Origin of the sequence: Tsukamurella sputi, from assembly GCF_007858445.1 — a bacterium.
Taxonomy (GTDB): domain Bacteria; phylum Actinomycetota; class Actinomycetes; order Mycobacteriales; family Mycobacteriaceae; genus Tsukamurella; species Tsukamurella sputi.
This window is the reverse complement of the sequence record NZ_VIGV01000008.1, coordinates 1-20,842: the sequence shown is the minus strand read 5'-3', so window position 1 is coordinate 20,842 and position 20,842 is coordinate 1. Positions and strand designations below refer to the sequence as shown.

Annotated in this window: 24 protein-coding genes; 12 read left to right on the top strand and 12 right to left on the bottom strand. The window is 69.1% G+C overall.

What is annotated here, in order from left to right; all coding sequences use genetic code 11:
* Window positions 1–9: 9 nt before the first annotated feature.
* Window positions 10–420 (bottom strand): nuclear transport factor 2 family protein, encoded by a 411-nt coding sequence (locus tag FK268_RS18790; RefSeq protein WP_146436864.1) that lies wholly within the window; start codon window positions 418–420, stop codon window positions 10–12.
* Window positions 421–490: 70 nt separating this feature from the next.
* On the opposite strand from FK268_RS18790, the gene FK268_RS18785 reads away from it, so the two are divergent.
* The 3 genes from FK268_RS18785 (at window position 491) to FK268_RS18775 (ending at window position 3,473) form a co-directional block, all read left to right on the top strand.
* Window positions 491–1,057, top strand: coding sequence for a PadR family transcriptional regulator (locus tag FK268_RS18785; RefSeq protein ID WP_146436862.1), 567 nt, complete (start codon window positions 491–493; stop codon window positions 1,055–1,057).
* A gap of 101 nt (window positions 1,058–1,158) precedes the next feature.
* Window positions 1,159–2,712: an LVIVD repeat-containing protein gene (locus FK268_RS18780; protein ID WP_146436861.1), complete on the top strand. Its 1,554-nt coding sequence runs from the start codon at window positions 1,159–1,161 to the stop codon at window positions 2,710–2,712.
* The gene (locus tag FK268_RS18775; protein WP_146436859.1) at window positions 2,709–3,473 is read left to right on the top strand and encodes a DUF305 domain-containing protein; all 765 of its coding nucleotides are present in this window, start codon (window positions 2,709–2,711) and stop codon (window positions 3,471–3,473) included. The genes FK268_RS18780 and FK268_RS18775 overlap by 4 nt, the downstream gene beginning before the upstream one ends.
* 348 nt (window positions 3,474–3,821) lie before the next feature.
* On the opposite strand, the gene FK268_RS18770 is transcribed toward FK268_RS18775, so the two are convergent.
* From FK268_RS18770 to FK268_RS18755, 5 genes are all read right to left on the bottom strand, one after another.
* Entirely contained in the window at window positions 3,822–4,793 is a 972-nt protein-coding gene (locus FK268_RS18770; protein ID WP_146436858.1) for a pirin family protein, read from the bottom strand.
* A gap of 61 nt (window positions 4,794–4,854) precedes the next feature.
* The gene (locus FK268_RS18765) at window positions 4,855–5,376 is read right to left on the bottom strand and encodes an FAS1-like dehydratase domain-containing protein (protein ID WP_158636158.1); all 522 of its coding nucleotides are present in this window, start codon (window positions 5,374–5,376) and stop codon (window positions 4,855–4,857) included.
* A 39-nt stretch (window positions 5,377–5,415) separates the two neighbouring features.
* On the bottom strand, window positions 5,416–5,592 hold the full coding sequence (locus FK268_RS24290; protein WP_158636157.1) for a hypothetical protein: 177 nt from the start codon (window positions 5,590–5,592) through the stop codon (window positions 5,416–5,418).
* 68 nt (window positions 5,593–5,660) lie between these two features.
* Window positions 5,661–6,377: an MspA family porin gene (locus FK268_RS18760; protein ID WP_146436854.1), complete on the bottom strand. Its 717-nt coding sequence runs from the start codon at window positions 6,375–6,377 to the stop codon at window positions 5,661–5,663.
* Window positions 6,378–6,454: 77 nt separating this feature from the next.
* Window positions 6,455–6,934 (bottom strand): helix-turn-helix domain-containing protein, encoded by a 480-nt coding sequence (locus tag FK268_RS18755; RefSeq protein WP_146436852.1) that lies wholly within the window; start codon window positions 6,932–6,934, stop codon window positions 6,455–6,457.
* 539 nt (window positions 6,935–7,473) lie between these two features.
* Here FK268_RS18755 and FK268_RS18750 point away from each other — a divergent pair.
* From FK268_RS18750 to FK268_RS18740, 3 genes are read left to right on the top strand one after another with little or no spacing between them, the layout of a single operon-like run.
* Window positions 7,474–8,319, top strand: coding sequence for an alpha/beta fold hydrolase (locus tag FK268_RS18750; RefSeq protein ID WP_158636156.1), 846 nt, complete (start codon window positions 7,474–7,476; stop codon window positions 8,317–8,319).
* Between the two features lie 10 nt (window positions 8,320–8,329).
* Window positions 8,330–9,646 (top strand): D-inositol-3-phosphate glycosyltransferase, encoded by a 1,317-nt coding sequence (gene mshA / locus FK268_RS18745; protein WP_146436848.1) that lies wholly within the window; start codon window positions 8,330–8,332, stop codon window positions 9,644–9,646.
* An 8-nt stretch (window positions 9,647–9,654) separates the two neighbouring features.
* The gene (locus tag FK268_RS18740) at window positions 9,655–10,161 is read left to right on the top strand and encodes a type III secretion system chaperone family protein (RefSeq protein ID WP_438696006.1); all 507 of its coding nucleotides are present in this window, start codon (window positions 9,655–9,657) and stop codon (window positions 10,159–10,161) included.
* On the opposite strand, the gene FK268_RS18735 is transcribed toward FK268_RS18740, so the two are convergent.
* Entirely contained in the window at window positions 10,109–11,605 is a 1,497-nt protein-coding gene (locus tag FK268_RS18735) for an MFS transporter (protein ID WP_146436844.1), read from the bottom strand. The two genes, FK268_RS18740 and FK268_RS18735, sit on opposite strands and share 53 nt — an antisense overlap.
* Window positions 11,606–11,744: 139 nt before the next feature.
* Between FK268_RS18735 and FK268_RS18730 the strand changes: the two genes are divergently transcribed.
* Together FK268_RS18730 and nagB are read left to right on the top strand one after the other, a co-directional pair.
* Entirely contained in the window at window positions 11,745–12,245 is a 501-nt protein-coding gene (locus tag FK268_RS18730) for a hypothetical protein (RefSeq protein WP_146436842.1), read from the top strand.
* A gap of 65 nt (window positions 12,246–12,310) precedes the next feature.
* Entirely contained in the window at window positions 12,311–13,090 is a 780-nt protein-coding gene (nagB, locus tag FK268_RS18725) for a glucosamine-6-phosphate deaminase (protein WP_146436840.1), read from the top strand.
* 10 nt (window positions 13,091–13,100) lie between these two features.
* Here the strand turns inward: nagB and FK268_RS18720 are convergent, their stop codons facing one another.
* A complete protein-coding gene (locus FK268_RS18720; RefSeq protein WP_146436838.1) occupies window positions 13,101–13,772 on the bottom strand; it encodes a TetR/AcrR family transcriptional regulator in 672 nt (223 codons plus the stop codon).
* 60 nt (window positions 13,773–13,832) lie between these two features.
* Between FK268_RS18720 and FK268_RS18715 the strand changes: the two genes are divergently transcribed.
* Window positions 13,833–15,215: an MFS transporter gene (locus tag FK268_RS18715; RefSeq protein ID WP_146436836.1), complete on the top strand. Its 1,383-nt coding sequence runs from the start codon at window positions 13,833–13,835 to the stop codon at window positions 15,213–15,215.
* Window positions 15,216–15,224: 9 nt separating this feature from the next.
* Window positions 15,225–16,340: a YbfB/YjiJ family MFS transporter gene (locus FK268_RS18710; RefSeq protein WP_146436834.1), complete on the top strand. Its 1,116-nt coding sequence runs from the start codon at window positions 15,225–15,227 to the stop codon at window positions 16,338–16,340.
* A gap of 6 nt (window positions 16,341–16,346) precedes the next feature.
* Here FK268_RS18710 and FK268_RS18705 read toward each other — a convergent pair whose 3' ends face one another.
* From FK268_RS18705 to FK268_RS18690, 4 genes are all read right to left on the bottom strand, one after another.
* Window positions 16,347–16,664 carry a hypothetical protein gene (locus tag FK268_RS18705; protein ID WP_146436832.1) on the bottom strand — a complete coding sequence of 106 codons (318 nt, stop codon included), beginning with the start codon at window positions 16,662–16,664 and terminating at the stop codon, window positions 16,347–16,349.
* A 201-nt stretch (window positions 16,665–16,865) separates the two neighbouring features.
* Window positions 16,866–17,849, bottom strand: a complete 984-nt coding sequence (locus FK268_RS18700; protein ID WP_146436830.1) for an aldo/keto reductase — start codon at window positions 17,847–17,849, stop codon at window positions 16,866–16,868.
* A 1-nt stretch (window position 17,850) separates the two neighbouring features.
* Window positions 17,851–18,351: a MerR family transcriptional regulator gene (locus FK268_RS18695; RefSeq protein ID WP_146436828.1), complete on the bottom strand. Its 501-nt coding sequence runs from the start codon at window positions 18,349–18,351 to the stop codon at window positions 17,851–17,853.
* Between the two features lie 116 nt (window positions 18,352–18,467).
* The gene (locus tag FK268_RS18690; protein WP_146436826.1) at window positions 18,468–19,523 is read right to left on the bottom strand and encodes an ATP-dependent 6-phosphofructokinase; all 1,056 of its coding nucleotides are present in this window, start codon (window positions 19,521–19,523) and stop codon (window positions 18,468–18,470) included.
* A gap of 173 nt (window positions 19,524–19,696) precedes the next feature.
* On the opposite strand from FK268_RS18690, the gene FK268_RS18685 reads away from it, so the two are divergent.
* Both FK268_RS18685 and FK268_RS18680 read left to right on the top strand, forming a co-directional pair.
* Window positions 19,697–20,659 carry a sugar-binding transcriptional regulator gene (locus FK268_RS18685; protein WP_158636155.1) on the top strand — a complete coding sequence of 321 codons (963 nt, stop codon included), beginning with the start codon at window positions 19,697–19,699 and terminating at the stop codon, window positions 20,657–20,659.
* A gap of 56 nt (window positions 20,660–20,715) precedes the next feature.
* On the top strand, window positions 20,716–20,842 hold a 127-nt coding region (locus FK268_RS18680), incomplete at its 3' end, for a pyruvate kinase (RefSeq protein ID WP_146436822.1).

The window sequence follows — 20,842 nt, the reverse complement described above, 5'->3', positions numbered from 1 at the left end:
TCAGTCGTGTCAGGCCTCGGCGGCCTCGGCCTGCGCGGCCGCGGCGGCCTCCTCGGCGATGGTGCCGAACTGGGCGCCCATGGCCGCGGAGAGCGCCTGAGCGGCGGACAGCGGCCGGACCATGACCATGAAGTCGTCGATCTTTCCCTCGGTGTTCACGTGGATGAAGTCGCAGCCGGTGATCTTCTTGCCGTCGACGACGGCCTCGAAGACCAGAGCATGGTCGTCGCCGTCGTTGATCTCGCGGATGTAGTGGAAGTCCTCGAAGACCCGCATGACGCCGCGCAGGATGGCCGCGGTGATGTGCCGGCCCTCGTAGGGCTTGAAGGCGACGGGACTGGTGAAGGTCACGTCGTCGGCGAGCAGGCCGTCGAAGGCGTCGGCGTTGCGGGCTTCGACGGCGGCACGGAACTCACGCATGACATCTCCTAGTAAATTTGTTGAGTATGCATGCGCGAGTATAAGCAACTAATTGACTAGAATGGAAGACATGGCGCTGCGGCATGCGATCGAATCGACGCTCCTCGTGCTCGGGGAGGCCTCGGGGTACGACCTCTCCAAGGAGTTCGACGGTGCCCGCGCCAACTTCTGGGTCGCGACACCCCAGCAGCTCTACCGCGAGCTGGGCCGGATGGAATCCGACGGCGCGGTCGCCGCGCGCACCGTCGAACAGGAGAAGCGGCCGAACAAGCGTGTCTTCCGCCTGACCGACGCCGGGTGCGCCGAGCTCGCCGCGTTCACCGCGTCGACCCCGCGAGCGACGGCGATCCGCGACGAGCTGATGGTGATGGTGCAGGCCGTCGAGGTCGGGGATCCGGCGGCGGTGTGCGAGGCCGTACGTGCTCATCGCGCGACCTCTGCCGCCAAGCTCGCCTACTACGAACGGATCGAGCGCTCCTGGCTCGGCGGGCGCGCGCGCGACGAGCTCCTCGCCGACCGGCACCTGGGCGGGCCGTATCTGACGCTGCTGCGTGGCCTGCGCTTCGAGCGGGAGAACGTCGAGTGGTGCGACCTCGCCCTGCCGGTGCTCGACGCTCGAAGAACCGCAGGAAGTTAGTCGAAATTCCCCATTCGGGGGCTGGGGGACGTTCTGGTCGTTACGGTCAACAACCGACACCCCAGGTTCCGGATCGGCCGGGCCTCGGGTGGGGAGGATGCATGAAGACCGTCGGTTCGGGGGCGTCGACCCTGGTGCGCTGTCTGGTCGTCGGGGTGCTCGTCGTGGTGGGGGTGCCGGGCGCGCCCGGCACCGCTCTCGCTGACCCGTCGTACCTTCCATCGACCGAACGCTGGGAGAAGGCGGTGGCTCGCGCGGACTGCCGCGACGGCGACCGCGTCGAGACGGGGATCCAGGGCGACGTCCCGCTCGAGGACCGTAAGAACCGGCGCAGCACCAAGGGCTACAACTGCAACATCGATCTCGTCGGCCAGTACCAGGGCGACGGTGCGGGCATCGTCAGCCCGAGCTACAAGAACTGCGCGTACATCTCCACCACCTTCCCGACGAACTTCGCGGGCGGCCGCGGCCCGGGCGTGCGGGTGATCGACAACTCGGACCCGAAGAACCCGAAGCAGACGGCGGTCCTCAACGAGCTCGGCATGGTGACCGGGACGTGGGAGTCCTTGAAGGTCAACGCGAAGCGCGGGCTGCTGGTCGGGACCTCGGTTCCTCTCGGCGAGGGTTTCGGCTACATGGGCGTCTACGACATCGCGACGGACTGCGCCCACCCGCGCCTGCTCAACCCCGGTCCGGGCAGCAACCTGGCGATGCCGATCCCGATCACCACCCACGAGGGCGACTTCTCGCCCGATGGCAGGACGTACTGGGCGTCCGGGCCGATCGCGGGGCATCTCAGCGCCGTCGACATCACCGACCCGGCGAATCCGATGGTCGTCTGGTCGGGCATCACGGGAATCGAGGGGCACGGCGTCGGTTTCTCGCCCGACGGTCGCCGGCTCTACGCCTCCACGCTCGCGGGCATCACCGTCATCGACGTCTCCGCGATCCAGGACCGCAAGCCCCGCACCGTCGTCACCGCGCCGGTGCCGCACATCGGCCGCAAGCTGTGGCTCGACGGGCTCTTCACGCAGCACAGCATCTACGTCACCTACGACGGTAAGCCCTACGTCTACGTCGTCGACGAGGCGGGGTCCGGCGGGGTGAAGCTGCTCAGTCTCAGCGATGTCTCGAACCTCAAGCTGCGCAACCAGATCAAGCTCGAGATCAACTTGCCGAAGAACGCCACCAAGTGGGCGTCGAGCGCCACCTCGAACGGCGTCTTCGGGTACGACGCGCACTACTGCTCCGTCGACCGGCAGGAGCAGCCGACGGCCATGGCGTGCGGCTGGATCCAGTCCGGCATCCGCGTCTTCGACATCCGTGACCCCGACCGGATCCGGGAGATCGCCTACTTCAACCCACCGGCGCAGACGGGCAAGAACCTGCAACTGCCGAACTCGACGCACGCGATGATCGGCTCCATCATCTCGCCTCCGATCACGGGCACGCTGTCGATCGCGTGGTCGATCCTCCAGGGCCAGGCGCCCGTCAACGGCCTCCTCAACGACCAGAGCCGGCTGCTCGGAACGGATCTGTCCGCCGACTGGTGCATGTCGCCTCCCGAGTTCCGCGGCAACGAGCTCATGGTCAGCTGCATGGACAACGGCTTCATGCGCCTGCGCATCGATCCGAAGGTGTACCCGCAGCGATGACGGAGTTCACGGGGCGTCGATCCGTGCGCGTGGCCGCCGCGGTGCTGGCGCTGGCGCTCGCGGTGATCATCGGTGTCCTGATCGGCAAGGGGACACGGACCGATTCGTCGGCGGAGGACCTCGGCGAACCGCAGCGGTTCAGCGCCGCCGACATCGGCTTCGGGCAGGACATGATGGCTCATCACCAGCAGGCGATCCAGATGGTCGAGCTGCTGCGGCCGGACCTCAGCGCGGACGTGCGCGGCGCCGCCACGCAGATCCAGATGTCGCAGAGCCGGGAGATCGGCGTGCTCATGGGCTGGCTCGAGGTACTCGGGCAGCCACTGCAGAACGCGAACCCGATGGCATGGATGACAGCCTCCGCGGCCCCCGCAAGTGCCGGCACGTCGGTGGGCGCGGGCGGTCACGGCGGCCACGCGATGCCGATGCCGTCGGCCGCGTCTCCGTCGGCCTCCACCCCGTCGACGACCGCTTCGCCGAGCTCGGCTGCGATGCAGCACCCCATGCCGGGAATGGCGACGAGCGAGGAACTCACGACGCTCGCCACGTCGTCGGGCGTGCAGCAGGAGATCCTGTTCCTGCAGTTGATGGTCCGGCATCACCAGGGCGGAGTCGACATGGCCGCCGTCGCTCAGCAGCGCGGCGACGCGCCGGCGGTACGCCAGCGCGCGACGGCGATGGTCAAGGAGCAGTCCGACGAGGTCACCACGATGCTCGCGCAGCTCGCCGCGCGGAACGCGACGGCGTTGCCCTATCCCTGAGTGCGTCCGTTCGCGGCGTTACTGGAGGCATCTGATCGACTGTGCGAAAGTGAATCATGAATGTTGATCGTGCACGCCGAAACAGTCGCCTTCGCTGGGACCTATTTGACATCCTCAACGGGACCGAGACCCCGGAGGCCGTTCGACGGAGCCGTGTGAAGCGAGTCGCTTGGATCGGTTTGGCGGCTGTGGGACTCGTCGCCTTCGGCGCAGCCTCCCTCGTCTCGTCGATGGTCGGCGGAATAGGTGCAGTCATCGCTTATCTCGTCGCCGTGGTTGCCTTCCTAGCCTGCGCAATCGTCGTCGGCGCGATCCTGCGACGCTAGGACGACCAACCCGGCCTCGTCTTCAGTGCGCAACGTGCGGCATCAGCGCGTCGGGCGGGATCACGCCGAACTTGCCTGCGTTGTAGTCCTCCAACGCCTGGATCAGCTCGGCCTTGGTGTTCATCACGAACGGGCCGTACTGTGCGACGGTCTCGCGGATCGGCTTGCCGCCGAGGATCAGCACCTCCATCGCGGGCCGGTGCGAGTCCTGCGACTCGTCGGCGGTCACGGTGATCCGGTCGCCCGGTCCGAGCTGTGCGAGCTGTCCCTGGTGGATCGGATGCCCCGCGGGTCCGACGGTGCCGCGCCCGCTGAGCACGTAGACCAGTGCGTTGAAGTCGCGGTTCCATGGCACCGAGGCCTCGGCGCCGGGCGCGATGGTCGCGTGCACGAAGTTGATCGGCGTCCGGGTGGAGCCGGGTCCGGCGTGACCGTCGACCTCGCCCGCGACGATGCGGATCAGCGCGCCGCCGTCCGGCGTCGTCACGAGGGTGGTCTGGCCGCCCTCGAGGTTCTGGTAGGCGGGCGTCGTGAACTTCTCCGCGGCGGGCAGATTCACCCACAGCTGGATGCCGTGGAAGGTGCCGCCGGATTCGACCAGCTCGGCGGGCGGGGTCTCGATGTGCAGGATGCCGGAGCCGGCTGTCATCCACTGCGTGGCGCCGTCGGTGATGAGGCCACCGCCGCCGTGGCTGTCCTGGTGCTGGAACAGGCCGTCGATCATGTAGGTCACGGTCTCGAAGCCGCGGTGCGGGTGCCAGTTCGTGCCCTTGGGTTCGCCGGGCTCGTACTCGACCTCGCCCATCTGGTCCATGTGGATGAACGGGTCCAGGTCGCGCGGGTGGACCCCGGCGAACGCACGGACGACGGGGAATCCTTCGCCCTCGTGGCCCCGTGGTCCTGTCGTGATCCTCCGGACCGGGCGTTCGGTGTCCGACGGTGCCGCCGCCGTGAGGCGGGGCAGGGTGAGGGTGTCTGCGGTGACGGCGGGCATGTCGTCCTCCTCGGGGAGTGGCTGGTGAGTTGACACTACCATTAACCGGACCGTGGTCCGATTAATTCCCGAAGTTCGCGGCGGTCGCTGCGCCGGGCCCGCTGCCGGTGCGCATCACGCTCTCGGCGACGTCCTCGAAAGCGAGGTCCGCGGTGCCGAGTTCAGAGCCGTCGTAGGCGATCGTGGAGGAGCTTCGCACCCGGGTCCGTCCGTCGGCGGCGAGGACGGCATCGATGGTGAGGAGCGCGACGGCGCCCCGGGAGGTTCGGCGCGTCAGTCTCGCGCCGACGTCGAGGACGTCGCCGACGCGGGGGTGCCGATCGTAGGCGAAGCTCTGCTCGACGTGCAGGACGCGCGCCAGGTTCCGTCCCGGGATGGCACGGGCGACGACGACGGTCGCGGCGCTGAGCAACGCGGAGGCGCCGAGCGTAGCGGGCGCCGTGCCCGCCTGAGCGGGCAGCACCAGCGGAGATTCGTGCGGCACGTGCCAGCACCGGACCGCGCGGGCGAAGTCGCGGACGCCGGCGGCGGTGATTTCCACCGCCTGGGGGAACCAGACGTCCCACAAGGCCTCGTCGTGCACGGTGTCCTCTCGGGAAGAGCGGTCTCGGTCGCGCAGGTGTCAGGAGAGCCGCAGCCGTCGGACCCGGTGGCGCGCGACGAACTCCGCCGATCCGTCGTCGAACAGGACGGGGAGGTGGTCGAAGCCGTCGTCCTGCAGGACCGCTCCGAAGACGTGTCCCGTGCCGTGGTCGATCCACACCCGTTCGCCGATGCCGAAGGGTCTGTCTTCATCCATGGTCATCAGGCGGGTGAACCGTTCGGAGGCGGGAGATTCGAGGGGCCGCCTCCGAACGGCGCCCGGTCCTACGCGAGACGGATGATCTCGCTGTAGGCGGTCTTGGCGTCGTCGTACGACCGGCTCGACACCTTCACGGTGGCGTAGGCGACGGCGTCGACGCTGCCGATGCAGCCGGAGACGCTGATCCGCTTCTCCTTGAACCGGATGCCGAAGGACTCCGCCTTCGGGTCCTTGATGGCCTTGACGTCCTGGGAAACGAGGGTGACGGTGCCCGGCGCGGTCTTGATGACCTGGTTCTGGCTGGTACCGAGCTGACCGTTGACGAGCCCGAGGCCGCCGATGGCGCCGGCGGGGATCGGGCCGCCGAGCGCGCCGGCCGCACCGCCGCCGACGGTGGCGCCCACAGACTGGTTGGTTCCGATCCAGGACTCGAAGCCGCCGTCGTGAACGCCGCAGGCCACCAGGTAACCGACCTCGATCGACGCGCTCTCGAGGGCGTTGCCGCCGGTCGCGAGGATCCGCCCGGTGGCGTTCCCGTCGACGTAGGCCAGGCGGGACTTGTTGTCGCCAGCGAGCGGCGGGAAGATCCGTGCCTTGAGGTCGGCGAGCGAGACCTGGACGCGCAGCCCCTCGGGGCTGGTCAGTGTCTGGGTGGCGCCCTTGACGGGGCCGGACGGGTTCTGCGGCGTGACCTGCGCTGCGGCCGGGCCGCCGACGGAGACGGCCGCGAGCACGAGGGCGCTCACCAGAGCGGCGGTCGCCGCGGGCTTCGTGAAGTTCATGAGAATGAACCCTTTCGTGGGAATGGAGGGGCAGCGCGGCGGCTGAATGCCGTCGCGCGAAGGGCGGAAGGAAAGTGCTAGCGGAGTTTCTCGAGAGAACTGAGGAGCGCGAGCAGTTGTGACTCGCTCAATACGGAGGTCGCATTGACCAGTGCGGTCGCGCGGACCAGGTATTCATGGTTCGCCGCTTGCACGCCTTCCCGGGTGGGGTGGACCAGTACGAATTTCTTCGAGCCGATCCGGCGTTCGGTGCGTGCGAGCCATCCTCGTACTTCGAGTGGGCGGATGGAGCGGGAAACAGTGGCCTGTGACTTCGCAAGAGCTGTGGCCAGATCGGAGAGCACGACAGCGGATTTCGCGGTCCTGGTCTCCTCGAGGAGGAGGTAGTCGCCGATCGACATGATCGATCCCGGTGGGGTGGATCCGAGGAATCGTCGCGCGAGGATCGCCAATGTGGAGATCGCCTCGCGGTCGATCGATGGCAGGAGGTCCTCAGGCATGAATGGGCCTCGAATCGACGTCGCGGATTCGTTGATCGAATCGCTGGCGTGGTCCAAATATGTACCTCGAATCCCGGTCCATATTTGTACTCATTGGACGCCGGAATGACGAGGGTGATTGTTCTGCGGTGGTCAGCCTCCAGGGTTCATGTTGTTAACGGTTTGCGAAGTTGATCGCCACGCTAACTGAATGTCAGCTGTGTAAACAACCCAAGTATCTGTGACGTGCATCACACGAATGAATGCCGTTAGAAGGTCTGCTCAGCCGCGGAATATGTGATTGCAAGAAGGTGTTTGCCGGAATGGATCCGTATGTCGAACAAGGTTGTGCGGCAACGGTTCTCAACCTCGTTGTCCGAGCCTGGGTGAAGGGCGTCTTCGTCGCGGTTCTGATTGCGGAGAACAAGTCCGGCGCAATGGTGAGAATCCGCACCGCTACCGCAAATGGTTTGACGTTTCAATTGTTCGCCCAGCGGGACCCCGGTGGGGTTTCCGGCCGGTCGAGCGGATCGTGCTCACCGCGACTCCACAGCGCGCTCACAGGGCGTCGCCGGGCCGGGCGCGCGCCGGCCCGCCCGGCGGATACTGTCGAAGTCGTGACTCGATCAGTGGGATTGGCCGTCTCGGCCGACGGTACGGAGATCTTCTACGTCGACCATGCGGAGGGAGCCGACCCGGCGAAGCCGGCGTTCTTGCTGATCCACGGCTGGTCGGCCAGCTCGGACTCGTGGGGCGCGCCGTTCATCGGCGAGCTCACCGCCGCGGGGCACCGCGTGGTCGCCGTCGACAACCGCGGGCACGGTCGCAGCTCGGTCCCCGCCTCGTTCACCACCCAGGACTTCGCCGATGACGTCAAGGCCGTGCGGGAGCTCCTGGGGCTCGACGAGGTGATCCTGGTCGGCTGGTCCTACGGCGGCCTCGTCATCGCGGACCATCTCGCCACGCACGGCACCGACGGTGTGCGCGCCGTCGGCCTCATCGGCGCCATCACCTCCATCGGCGGCTCCAAGGAGAACGGCCCGTTCCCCGGGGGCGTCACCGGCGAATCCATGAACGCCGCCCTTCCCGCCGCGCTGTCCGCGCACCCCGGGAAGGCGATCACCGCGCTGGCGAAGCTGCGCATGCTGCCGCACGGCTTCGATCAGGAGGCGCTCGGCCCCGTCGCCCAGCAGCAGTTCGGGATCGCGCTCTCCACGCCCCCGGCCGTGCGCGGCGGGCTGTTCCGGCGCACCGTCGACCACGACGCGGACCTCGCGGCCTGGACCTTCCCCGTCCTGGTCCAGCACGGGAAGGACGACGAGGTGGTGGCACCGTCGACCGCGGAACATCACGCGCGGATCCTCCCGAACGCGACGCTGTCGTGGTGGGACGGCGGCGGCCACGCGCCCTTCGTCGTGGACCCCGCCCGCAGCGCGGGGGAGCTCCTGGCGCTGCGGGGTTAAGCTGGACGGCGTGCCTACTGGGAAGTCCGCGGCCGTCGCCACGCCGCGCCGGATCGCGGTGCTGTCGGTGCACACGTCACCGCTGGCCCAGCCCGGCACGGGCGATGCCGGCGGGATGAACGTCTACATCTGGCAGACCTCCCTCGAGCTGGCGAAACGCGGCATCGAGGTGGAGATCTTCACGCGGGCGACGGCCTCGGCGGATCGGTCGATCGTCGAGGCCGCACCGGGCATCCGGGTGCGCAACATCGTGGCCGGCCCGTTCGAGGGCCTGGACAAGACGGACCTCCCCGCCCAGCTGTGCGCCTTCGCCGCCGGCGTGCAGCGTGCCGAGGCCCGCGAGGAACCGGGCTACTTCGACCTCATCCATTCGCACTACTGGTTGTCCGGTCAGGTCGGCTGGCTGGCCCGCGATCGCTGGGGCGTGCCGCTGGTGCACACCGCGCACACCCTGGCCGCCGTGAAGAACAACGCGCTCGCAGTCGGAGACACCGCGGAGCCGCAGGCCCGCATCATCGGCGAGCAGCAGGTCTCCGACGAGGCCGATCGTCTCATCGTCAACACCGAGGTCGAGGCGGGGCAGCTCGCGGCGATCCACCGTGTTCCGCCGGAGCGCATCGACGTGGTCTATCCGGGCGCCGATCTGAGCACCTACACGCCCGGCGACGGCAGCGCGGCCCGTCGTGAGCTCGGCATCGCCGACGACGAGATCGTCCTCACCTTCGTCGGCCGGATCCAGCCGCACAAGGCGCCCGACCTGCTATTGCGCGCCGCGGCCCCGCTGATCCACGCGCATCCCGAGCGCCGCATCCGGGTGCTCGTGGTCGGCGGACCGTCGGGCACGGGACTGGAGCGGCCCGACGCGCTGATCGCGCTGGCCCGCGAGCTCGGCATCGAGGGCTCCGTGACCTTCGGCCCGCCGCGGCCGCCCGCCGGGCTGGCCGAGGTCTACCGGGCCTCCGACGTGGTCGTCGTCCCCAGCTATTCCGAATCCTTCGGGCTCGTCGCGGTCGAGGCGCAGGCCTGCGGCACGCCCGTCGTGGCGGCGAAGGTCGGTGGCCTGCCGGTCGCCGTGGCCGACGGTGTCTCCGGACGTCTCATCGACGGCCACGAGCCGCAGGTCTGGACCGCTGTGCTCGACGAGCTCACCTCGGACGCGGAACTGCGGCACAGGCTTTCCGACGGTGCCGCCGCCCACGCCCGCCAGTTCTCGTGGGCGCGTACGGCCGACGGCCTGCTGCAGAGTTACGGACAGGCGATCGAGGCGCGCCGGCACGCGGCGCAGACGGTCCGCCGCCGGCGGCGGAGAACGGGAGTGCGGATATGACCGTGAGCATGACGCCCGAGCAGATCGAAGCGGCGCTCACCGCGCGGGAGCTCGAGTTCACGCGCAAGGAGGAGTCGGGCAAGGACGTCGCCCACTTCGTGATCGAGCTGCCGGGGGAGAAGAAGCTCAAGACGACGACCCTGCTCACCCTCGGGACGCACGGCGCGCGGGTCGAGGCCTTCGTCTGCCGTCACGTCGACGAGAACTTCGAGGGCGTGTACCGCTATCTGCTGCAGCGCAATCGGCGCCTGTACGGGGTGGCGTACACGATCGACAAGGCGGGCGACATCTACCTCACCGGCCGGTTTGCCGAGCTGACCGAGGAGGAGTTGGACCGGATCCTGGGTCAGGTGCTCGAGGCCGCCGACGGTGACTTCAACATCCTCCTGGAGCTGGGCTTCTCCACGGCGATCCGCCGCGAGTTCGACTGGCGCGTCTCTCGCGGCGAACCGCTGTGGAACCTCAAGCCCTTCGAGCACCTGTTGCCGGAGTTTCCGGAAGACCTTCCGCAGTAGCGGTTCCGGTCTCCTCGTCCGCGGCGCGGCGCGTGCGCGGAATCGCCAGTGCCACGAGGGCGGCCACCGCTGCCACGATTCCGGCGATCACGAACGAGCTGGTGAACGCCGATTCGGCGGGCAGTTCGACGGCGCGCGGGGTGCCGGCGCCCAGGGTGATCGTCGTGCGGGTGAGCACGGTCGCCATCACGGCGGAGGCGACCGCGGTGCCCATGGAGCGCATCAGCGAGTTGAGGCCGTTGGCGGCCGCGGACTCCGTCTCCGGAACGTTGCCCATGATGAGGGCGGGCATCGCCGAATAGGCCACGCCCACACCGCCGAAGACGATCATCGAGCCGAGCGACATCTTCCAGGTGGCGTCGGTCAGGCCGAGTAGGGCGAAGTAGCCGACCGCCGACATCGTGGCGCCGATCGCGAGCGTCAGGCGTGCACCGATCCGCTTGGTCAGCAGCGCGGAGACGGGGGACAGTGCCATCATCACCAGGCCGCCCGGCACCATCCACAGGCCCGCGTTCAGCATCGTCAGGCCGAGTCCGTAACCGGTGGCCTCCGGGATCTGCAGCAACTGCGGCATCGTCAGCATGAGCGAGAACATCGCGAAGCCGACCATGATCGAGGCGAGGTTGGTCAGCAGGATCGGGCGGCGCGCCGAGATCCGCAGGTCCACCAGGGATTCCCGGGTGCGCAGCTCCCACCATCCCCACGCCAGCAGGACGAGGACGCCACCGACGGCGCAGCCGATCGTGGCCGCGGACGTCCAGCCCCAGCTCTGCCCCTTGGTGATCGAAAGCAGGACGGAGACCAGGCCCGCGCTGAGGCCGACGGTGCCGACCACGTCGAACTTCCCGGGGTTGAGGTTCGGGGATTCGGGGACCACCACGTACACCAGGCCGAGCGTGATCACGCCGAGCGCCAGCGAGAACCAGAACAGCGTGTGGTAGTCGAAGTGCTCGGAGATGTAGGCGCCGAACGGGATACCGATCGCGCCGCCCACGCCGAGCATGGCCGACATGAGTGCGACGGCGCCGGGGATCTTGCGCGCGTGCAACTCGTCGCGCATGAGCGAGATGCCCACGGGGACGAGTCCCATCGCGAAGCCCTGGAACGAGCGGCCCACGACGGTGAGCAGCAGCGTGTGCGAGAGCGCGCAGATCAGCGAGCCCGCGATCAGCGAGAGCAGGCTCGTGAGCAGGATCAAGCGCTTGCCGTACATGTCGCCGAGGCGACCGGCGATCGGCATGGCCACCGACGAGGCGAGCAACGTCGAGGTGATGACCCACGAGGCGTTGTCGGCCGTGGTGTCGAGGAGGTGCGGCAGCTGGCCGACGAGCGGCACCACCAGCGATTGCATCAGGGAGGCGAGGAGTCCGCCGAGGCAGAGGACGGCGATGAGGAGGCCGTCCGACGGGGCCCCGGTGCGGGTCCTGCGGAGCATGTCTGTCATGCCGTCCGACGGTAGTTGCAGAATACAACTCAAGCAACCGGATGCGGTGCGCATCACGCCGACCTCGCCCGCTGTGACGTGCATCAATGTGGGGCCGCGAATCGTCGTGAATCGGGCGTTCCGCCCCTAGTCTCGGGGTGTGAACCCCACGACGAAGCTCCGCGCCGGCGCTGCGATGATCCTCGCGGCGATCGTCGTGCCGATCCTGCTGGTCCTCGCGTTCACGCTGCCGCAGTTCCGGCTCGATGCGCAGGCGATCCCGCTCGACGGTGCGCCGCACGCCGTCGAGCTGCCGGCCGGCGCGGAGTACGCCGTCCTCGCCGCCACGCGCACGACGGAGGGGGCGCCGTCGTGCGTGCTGACCGGGGCGGACGGTGCGCCGATCGCTCAGCGGGAGGTGCCCGGGAGTGTCACGGTGGAGAACCGGATGGTACTGCGGGTGTTCGACACGGGCGCGGGCGCCGTCACCGCGACCTGTGTGCCGACCCCGGGCTACACCGAGGTCGTTCTCGGCAAGCGGCCCGATATGACGCGGCTGCTCGGCGGCATCTTCGGGGCGTTCGGCTTCGCGCTGCTGATCGGCGGCCCGGGCCTGGTGCTGCTCATCGGTGGTCTTCGCGGCCGCACGCGCACCGCGTGATTCTGGTTATGACCAGTTTCGCTGATCTGCGGGTATTCGGGGCGAACACGCTCTAGGATGGCCGCATGGAAATCGTGATCCGCCCGACTCCCGCCGACGTCGCCGTGACCGCTGCCGACATCGTGGCCGAGCACGTGCGCCGGGGTCCCGCGGTCCTCGGGCTGGCCACCGGATCCACGCCGCTCGCCACCTATCAGGAGCTCATCCGTCGCCACCGGGACGAGGGTCTGAGCTTCGCCGACTGCGTCTCCTTCAACCTCGATGAGTACGTCGGCCTGCCGAAGGGGCACCCCGAGAGTTACCGCGAAGTGATCCGCAAGGAGTTCACCTCGCACGTCGACATCCCCGATGCCAAGGTCGAGGGTCCCGACGGCACCGCCACGGACATCGCGGCCGAGGCGCAGCGGTACGAGGACGCGATCAAGGCCGCGGGCGGCGTCGACGTGCAGCTGCTCGGCATCGGCACCGACGGCCACATCGGATTCAACGAGCCCGTCTCCTCGCTCGCCTCGCGGACCCGGATCAAGACGCTCACCACGCAGACCCGCGAGGACAACGCACGGTTCTTCTCCTCCATCGACGAAGTGCCCATCCACGTCCTCACGCAGGGCCTGGGCACCATCTCCGAGGCGGAGCACCTGCTGCTGCTCGCCACGGGCGAGGGCAAGGCCGAGGCGATCGCCGCCACCGTCGAGGGACCCGTCGCCGCGATCAACCCCGCCTCGGTGCTCCAGTTCCACCCGCATGTCACCGTCGTCATCGACGAGGCCGCCGCGTCGCAGCTCCGGCTGAAGGACTACTACGTGCACGTGCTCGCCAACAAGCCTGCGAACCAGCCCTTCTAGACGTCTCGGGCTAGGCGCTCGGGCTCGGGGGCTCGGGCCCGAACAGGCCCGTCATCAGTGCCGCGAGGCTCGCGGCGAAATCGTCGACGGTGGCCGGTGCCGCGTCGAGCTCGGCGCTCGCGCGCAGGTTCGGCACCGCATCGCCGGGCATCGTCCCGACGATCTCGTCCATGCGCTCGTGGGTGAGCGGCGTGCCCTCCGCGCGCTGCCGCAGGTGGGAGAGCACGCTCCCCAGCGTGAGGCTCCAGAGCGCGCGGTAGGCCGCGAGCGCGGCGGCGCGGTCGCCGGTGAGCCGGTACGCCGCGCCCATCACGGCGTCGGTCAGCAGGAGTGCCCCGCGGCCGATCCGCTGCGGCCGGATGAGCGCCTCGGGAACCCACGGATGCGCCGTGAGCGCCTCGTAGAGCGTGGTCATCGCCAGCCGGATGCATTCGCGCGGTTCGGTGGGGAAGTCGATCGCCGCGAAGGGCTCCGCGATGGCGTCGAGGGCGAGCGCGAGCAGATGCTCTTTGTCGTCCACGTGCCGGTAGAGGGACATGGTCGTCACGCCCAGGTCGCCGGCGAGCGACTTCATCGTCAGCCCGTCGACGCCGGCCTCGTCGAGCACGAGCAGTGCCCGCTCGACGATCTGCTCCCGCGTGATGCTGGGCGGGCGCCCGCGGCGCGGCGTGATCTGGTGCATCCCCACATTCTGGCCGAACGGTCTTGTGGACGCCCGTGACTGAGGCTACCCTTGCTATTTATGTTACTCGATACACAAAAAAGTCGGACGGGAGCCGCGCTACTCCTGGCGGCACTGTCGCAGTTCCTCGTCGCCTTCGACGCCTCCGTCACCAACGTCGCGCTCCGGGCGATCCGCGACGACGTCCACTTCAGTCCGCAGGGCCTGTCGTGGGTCGTCAACGCCTACGCCATCGTCTTCGGCGGACTGCTGCTCCTGGCCGGCCGACTGTCCGACCGGTTCGGCCCGCGCTCCCTGCTCAGGTTCGGTTTCGCGCTGTTCACGGTCGCCTCGCTCGGTGCCTACCCGTGTCAGGAGCCGTGGCAGGTGATCGTCGTGCGGGCGCTGCAAGGCATCGGGGCCGCGGCGATCGCGCCGGCCGCGATCACCTCGATCGCGCTCACCTTCCGCGAGCCCGCGCAGCGCGCGAAAGGCTTCGCCGCCATCGCGATCGGCGCCTCGGTCGGTGGCGCGGTCGGCGTGGTGCTCTCGGGTGTGCTCACCGACGCCTTCGGTTGGCGCACCGTCATCGCCTGTGGCGCCGTCGTCTCGGTGCTCGGCCTGGCGCTGACCCACGCCGCGCCCGGGCCGGTGGAGGGCGCGGACCGTCGAACCGATTGGGCCGGAGGTGTCCTCGCGACCATCGGGCTGACGGCGCTGGCGTACGGCATCGTCGCGGCCACCGACAACGGGTGGGGGAGCGCCAGCACGCTGGGGTGGTTCGTCGTCGCGGCGGTACTGCTCGCGGCGTTCGTGATCGTCGAGCGGCGCACGACGGTGCCGCTGGTCGACTTCCGCGTGCTCGGCCGGCGCGAGGTGCTGGTGCCGTGCCTGGTCTTCGCGTTCGTGGTCGCCGGCCAGTTCGGCGCCTTCTACTTCGTCTCCCTCTATCTCCAGATGGGCCTGGGGTATTCGGCCACCAAGACCGGACTGATGTTCCTACCCTTCTCGTTCGGCATCGTCGCGGCGGTGCAGATCGCGACCCGGCTGGTGCCGAGGATCGGCGAGCGCCGCGTGGTGGCGATCGGCACCGCGCTCGCGACCGTCGGCTTCCTGCTCTTCTCCCCGCTGCCCGCGGACGGCGACTTCCTCACCGCGGTCCTGATCCCGTCGCTGGTGACCTCGGTGGGCATCGGCATGGTCTTCCTCCCCCTGCCGAACATCGCGACCTCGGCGGTGGCTCCGTCGGCCGCGGGGATGGTCTCGGGAGTGCTGAACACTTTCCGGCAGGTCGGCGGCGCCCTCGGCCTCGCGATCCTGGTGACGGTGGCGGCCGCGATGAACGGCGGCGGCACCGTCCTGCCGGGGTACCGCGCGGCGTTGATGGTGAGCGCCGGGCTCGTGGCGGCCGCTTTCGCGATCGCGCTGCTCCTCCCCGCGAAGGGGGAGCGGTCCGCTCGTTAGACTGCCGTAGTGAATACGCGGCAGCTCGGATTCGGTGCCCTGGCCGGGCTCGCGGCCGCGATGGGTCTGGGGCGGTTCGTCTACACGCCGATCCTCCCGCTCATGCAGGAGCAGGCGGGTATCTCGCCGAGCTCCACGGCGATCGTCGCCACGTTCAACTACCTCGGCTACTTCCTCGGCGCGCTTGCGCTGGCGATCTGGCCGCGCCTGGCCCGCAGCACGGCGTTGCTGCGGGCCTCGCTGTTGGCGCTGGTGGCCAGCGAGATCGCGATGGTTCTCGCAGTGAACGTGCCGCTGTGGTCCGGGGTGCGGCTGATCGCGGGCCTCGCCAGCGCGGTCGTCTTCGTCTACTGCGCCGGAGCCGTCGCCGGCACCGCGGCCGCCGGCGTCGCCTTCTGCGGTGTGGGCGTGGGGATCGCCGCATCGGGACTTCTCATCGTCGGGCTCGGCGAGGTCGTCGGCTGGCGCGCCCTGTGGTGGGTCGCGGCCCTCGCCACCGCGGCCTTCGGGGCGTTCGCGTGGCGGCTCCCGCCCGGTGCGACCGCCGCCGTCCCCCGGCCCGACGGTGCCGCCCCGCCCCGGCCCGGCGTCGCCGGGTGGGCGCTCGGGGTCAGCTACTTCTTGGAGGGGCTCGGGTACATCGTGCTCGGCACCTTCCTCGTCGCCGCCGTCGCCGTGGGCGGCCGGCCCTGGGAGGGGCCGGCCGCGTGGGTGATCGTCGGCCTGGCCGCCGCGGTCTCGCCGCTGATCTGGGCGCGGCTGCGCCGGTACCGTTCCGCGGAGACCCTGCTGGTGATCGCGCTGCTCCTGCAGGTGATCTCGGCGGTGCTGCCCGCCCTGGTCCGGGGGCCGGCGGCGGCCGCGGTCTCGGCGGTGCTCTTCGGCGGCACCTTCATCGGCGCGGTGATGCTGTCGATGGAGGCGGGCGCGCGGATCGGCATCCCGCGCTCGGCCGCGGTGCTCACCGCCGGGTACGGCGTCGGTCAGATCGTGGGCCCGCTCGTCGTCGCGCCGATGCTCGGCGACGGCTACGACGCGGCCTTCCTCACCGCCGGCGGCGTGCTCGTGGCGGCCGCCGCGCTAGCCGCGGTCGCGCGGTGGGCGAGTCCGCGCGTTCCCGCCTGATGCCCGTCAGGACGGCGTGAAGCCGAGCGTGGCGGGCACGCCTTTCGCGCGCGGCGCGGTGTAGTAGACGTCCACCGTCTGCTCGGGGAGCACACGAACGGGCAGGTACAGCCAAGTGAAGGTGGCATTGTCCGTGTTGCAGGCGACGCGCAGCAGTCGATCGCCCGCCTCCACCGTCAGCGTGTTCGTTCTCCACATCGTCGCCAGCGGCCACTGCTTGACCAAGCCGTCCACAGTGGCCCAAACCTCTGGGCCATCGAATTCCAGCCACCCGAAGAGATCGAGCGGGTTGCGGCTCCAGAGGAATTCGCCGATCCGATCCATGCGGTTGAATCGTTGCCAGAACCCGCGTCGACCCCGCTGGCAGTGGAGCCGGATCTGCCCCGTCGCGCGCTGCGTCTGCCCCTGCATCAGGTGTGGATGCATCGATCTCTCCCGGATTCCAGCGGGGCGCCTCCCCGCTGACGTCCACGATCGACCGGACCCCTTGGTATCCCCTTGCCGAGCGGTTGGTCCGAGCGCCGATCAGCGCTGCTGCAGCGTGCGCTGCGGCAGGCGGCTGCCGACGGCGGAGAGCTCGGTCAGCCCGGCGAGCTGCGCCGCGCTGAGCACGACGTCCGCGGCGCCGAGGTTGTCCGCGAGGTGGTTGCGGCGCGTGGTGCCGGGGATCGGCACCACGTCGTCACCCTGCGCCAGCACCCACGCGAGCGCGACCTGGGCGGCGGTCACCGTCGCCCCATCGGACGAGAGCTCCGCCGCGAGGTCGTCGATCCGGTCCACGAGCCGCAGGTTCGCCTCGAGGTTCTCGCCCTGCCAGCGGGGGATGGTGGTGCGGAAGTCGTCGCCCTGCAGGGCCGCGACGATCGCAGCGCGGTCCGCGGTGAGGAGGCCGCGTCCGAGTGGGCTGAACGGCACCAGGCCCGCGCCGACCTCGCGCGCGGCCTGCAGCGGACCGTCCTCGACGTCCCGGGTGAAGATTGAGAACTCCGATTGGAGCGCGGCGATGGGGTGGACGGAGGCGGCCTTGCGGATGTCCTCGGCGCTCGCCTCCGAGAGGCCGAGTGCGCGGACCTTGCCCGCGGCGACCTGCTCGGCCATCGCGCCCACCGTCTCCTCGACGGGCACCTGCGGGTCGATACGGTGCAGGTAGTAGAGGTCGATCACGTCGACGCCGAGGCGGCGCAGCGAGGCGTCGACGCACGCGGCCACGCGCTCCGGCCGCCCGTCGATGCCGATCGGCCGCTGATTCTCATCGTTGACGAAGCCGAACTTGGTGGCGAGCACGATGCGGTCGCGGTGGGCCTGCACGAAGGGCGCGAGGAACTCCTCGTTGGCGCCGTTGCCGTACATGTCGGCGGTGTCGAAGAGGGTCACACCGGCGTCGAGCGCCGCCTCGAGGGTGGCGCGGGACTCGTCGAGGTCGGGAGTTCCATAGGCGTGGCTCATGCCCATGCAGCCGAGGCCGAGGGCCGAGACCTGCAGGTCGCCGAGCGAGCGGATGGGAAGCATGTCAGTCCTCCTGGGGTTCATGGTTTTCGACGGTGGCCGTGGCTCCGGCGCAGTCGCCGAGCGCGCCGCCGTAGGTCGTGATCTTGTAGTCGATGACGGCGAGCGAGTACTTGAGCTCCTCGATCTGTGCGGCGACGCGCGAGCGATGCGCCTGCAGTAGGGCGAGCCGGGCCGGCTCGGTGCCGGGACCCGCTTCGACCATCGCGATGTACTCGGTGATGTCGGCGATCGGCATGCCGGACAGGCGGAGCCTGGTCAGGAACATCACCCGCGAGATGGCCCGCGGGCCGTAACGCCGGTGCCCCGCGCCGTCCCGGTCGACGGTGACCAGGCCGATCCGCTCGTAGTACCGCAGTGTGTGGCCCGAGACGCCGACGAGTTCCGACATCTCCGCCACCGTCAGCGGCCCCTCGTGTGCGGGGCCGGCGAGCAATTCGTCCAGTGTGGGCAGCGGGTCGTGTCCTGCCAGCAGTGCGTTGATTTCGTCGGTGAGTGCGGCCACGTGAGCAACGCTAAGCCTTCGAGTGCGCTCTAAGTCAAGGAGCCGACGACGAGCGCTCGGCGATCGCGGCCACGCGATGGCCCGAAGCCGAGAAACCCCCGATGCAGTGGAGGGAGTCAGCGGTCGCGTGAGGACGCAGGCGTCTTGAAGAACTCGGCGGCGTCGTCGTAGCGGTCTCGGGGCACCCGTTTGAGCTGCTTGACCGCATCCGCGAGCGGGACCAACCCGATCTGCGTGCCACGCAGCGAGACCATCTGCCCGACCTTGCCGGCATGCGCCGCATCAGCGGCGTTGACACCGTAGCGCGTGGCGAGCACCCGATCCGCCGGCGTCGGAGTACCACCACGCTGCACATGCCCGAGCACCGTCGTACGGACCTCCTTGTTGATCCGCTTCTCGATCTCCACCCCCAACTGATGCGCCACACCCGTGAACCGCTCATGCCCGAACTCATCGGTACCACCCACACGCAGCTCCATCGACCCCTCCGCAGGCTTCGCGCCCTCCGCGACGACCACGATGAAACTCGAATGCCCCCGCTGGAACCGCCGCTTGATCAACCGGCACACCTCCTCCACATCGAAGGGCACCTCCGGAATCAGCACCATGTGCGCCCCCGACGCCAACCCCGAGTTCAACGCGATCCACCCCGCGTGCCGACCCATCACCTCCACGATCATCACCCGCTGGTGCGACTCCGCCGTCGAATGCAACCGGTCGATCGCATCCGTCGCGATCGTCAACGCCGTATCGAAACCGAACGTCACATCCGTGCAGTCGATGTCGTTGTCGATCGTCTTCGGCACCCCCACGACGGGCACCCCCTCCTCCGCCAACCACGACGCCGCCGTCAACGTGCCCTCCCCACCGATCGGAATGAGCACATCGATCCCATTGTCATCAAGAGTCCGCCTGATCCGATCCAAACCCGCCCGCAACACATCAGGATGCGTCCGCGCCGTCCCCAACATCGTCCCGCCCTTGGTCAACAAACGATCATTGCGATCATCGTTGGACAACTGCACCCGCCGGTCCTCCAACAACCCACGCCAACCATCCTGAAAACCCACCACCGCCGACCCGTACCGCGAATCACTCGTCCGCACCACCGCCCGAATCACCGCGTTCAACCCCGGACAATCACCACCACCGGTCAGCACTCCGATACGCATTCCTCATCCCCTTCGCGGTAGGAACAGGGCGTTCGGCCCCGTCGTACCCGCCCATCACACGGGGATCGGAACGTTTCGACAACGGCCGCGCCCATATGGGCGCCGAATCGGGCATGAAGGATCTACGCTGGAACGCGGCGGGCGGCCGTCCTGGGCGCCCTGAGGAGGCAGTGATGGGGTCCATGGGGCCGGCCGAGGTGGTCCGTGCCGCAGCGATCGCGCGGCGGTTCTACTTCGACGGGAAGTCGAAGATGGAGATCGGCGCCGAGTACGGGCTCTCCCGGTACAAGGTGGCCCGGATCCTGGATGCCTGCCTCGAGTCCGGGCTGGTCCGCATCGAGATCAACACGGACGCCGCGATCGAGGCGGACCTCTCCGAGCGGCTGCGACGCGCTTACGGACTGCGCCGGGCGCTGGTCGCGACCGGCTCCTTCACCGACTTCGACGGACTGCGGCACGGGCTCGGGCGCGTGGCCGCGGACCTCCTCAGCGAAGTCCTGACCGAGACGGACGTGCTCGGCGTCGGATGGGGACGCACCCTCGATGCGATGGCGCAGCACGTCCGGGACCTGCCGCCCTGCACCATCGTTCAGATGTCGGGCGTGGTCGGCGACGTCCAGGCCAGCTCGGTGGATCTCGTGCGCCAGCTGACCTCGGTCTCGCGGGGGCCGCAGTATCCGATCTACGCGCCGCTGATCATGTCGGACCAGCGCATGAAGGCGGCGCTCGCGCGGCAGCCCGGCGTCGCGGCCGCGATGGACCTGTGGAAGCGGATCACGGTGGCGGTGGTCGCCGTGGGGAGCCTGGATCTGACGGGCTCGCAGGTGTACGCGATGCTCTCGGATCAGGGCCGGGCGGAACTGGATTCGCTGAACGTGGCTGCCGAGCTGTGCGCCATCCAGTTCGATGCCGAAGGGCGGCCGGTGCGCACCAACTACAGCGGCCGCACGTTGGCGATCTCCTACCGCGAGCTGGCCGCCGTCGATGAGGTGATCGCCATCGCCGGAGGTCACCAGAAGGTCGAGGCCATTCGCGCGAGCCTGATCAGCGGGGTGGTGACGTCGCTCGTCACCGATCGGGAGACCGCGATCTCGCTGCTGCGCGTCGCGCCGGAGGAATCCGCCGATCGGGCCTGATGCCCATATGGGCGTGATGGTTGTCACGCCGTGGCGGGGTGCATACGTTGCGTCCTGTGACTCGTCGAACCAAGATCGTCTGCACCCTGGGCCCTGCTGTCGGAACCGATGAGAAGGTCCTTGCTCTCGTGGAGGAGGGCATGGATGTTGCGCGCCTGAATTTCAGCCACGGCGAGCACGCCG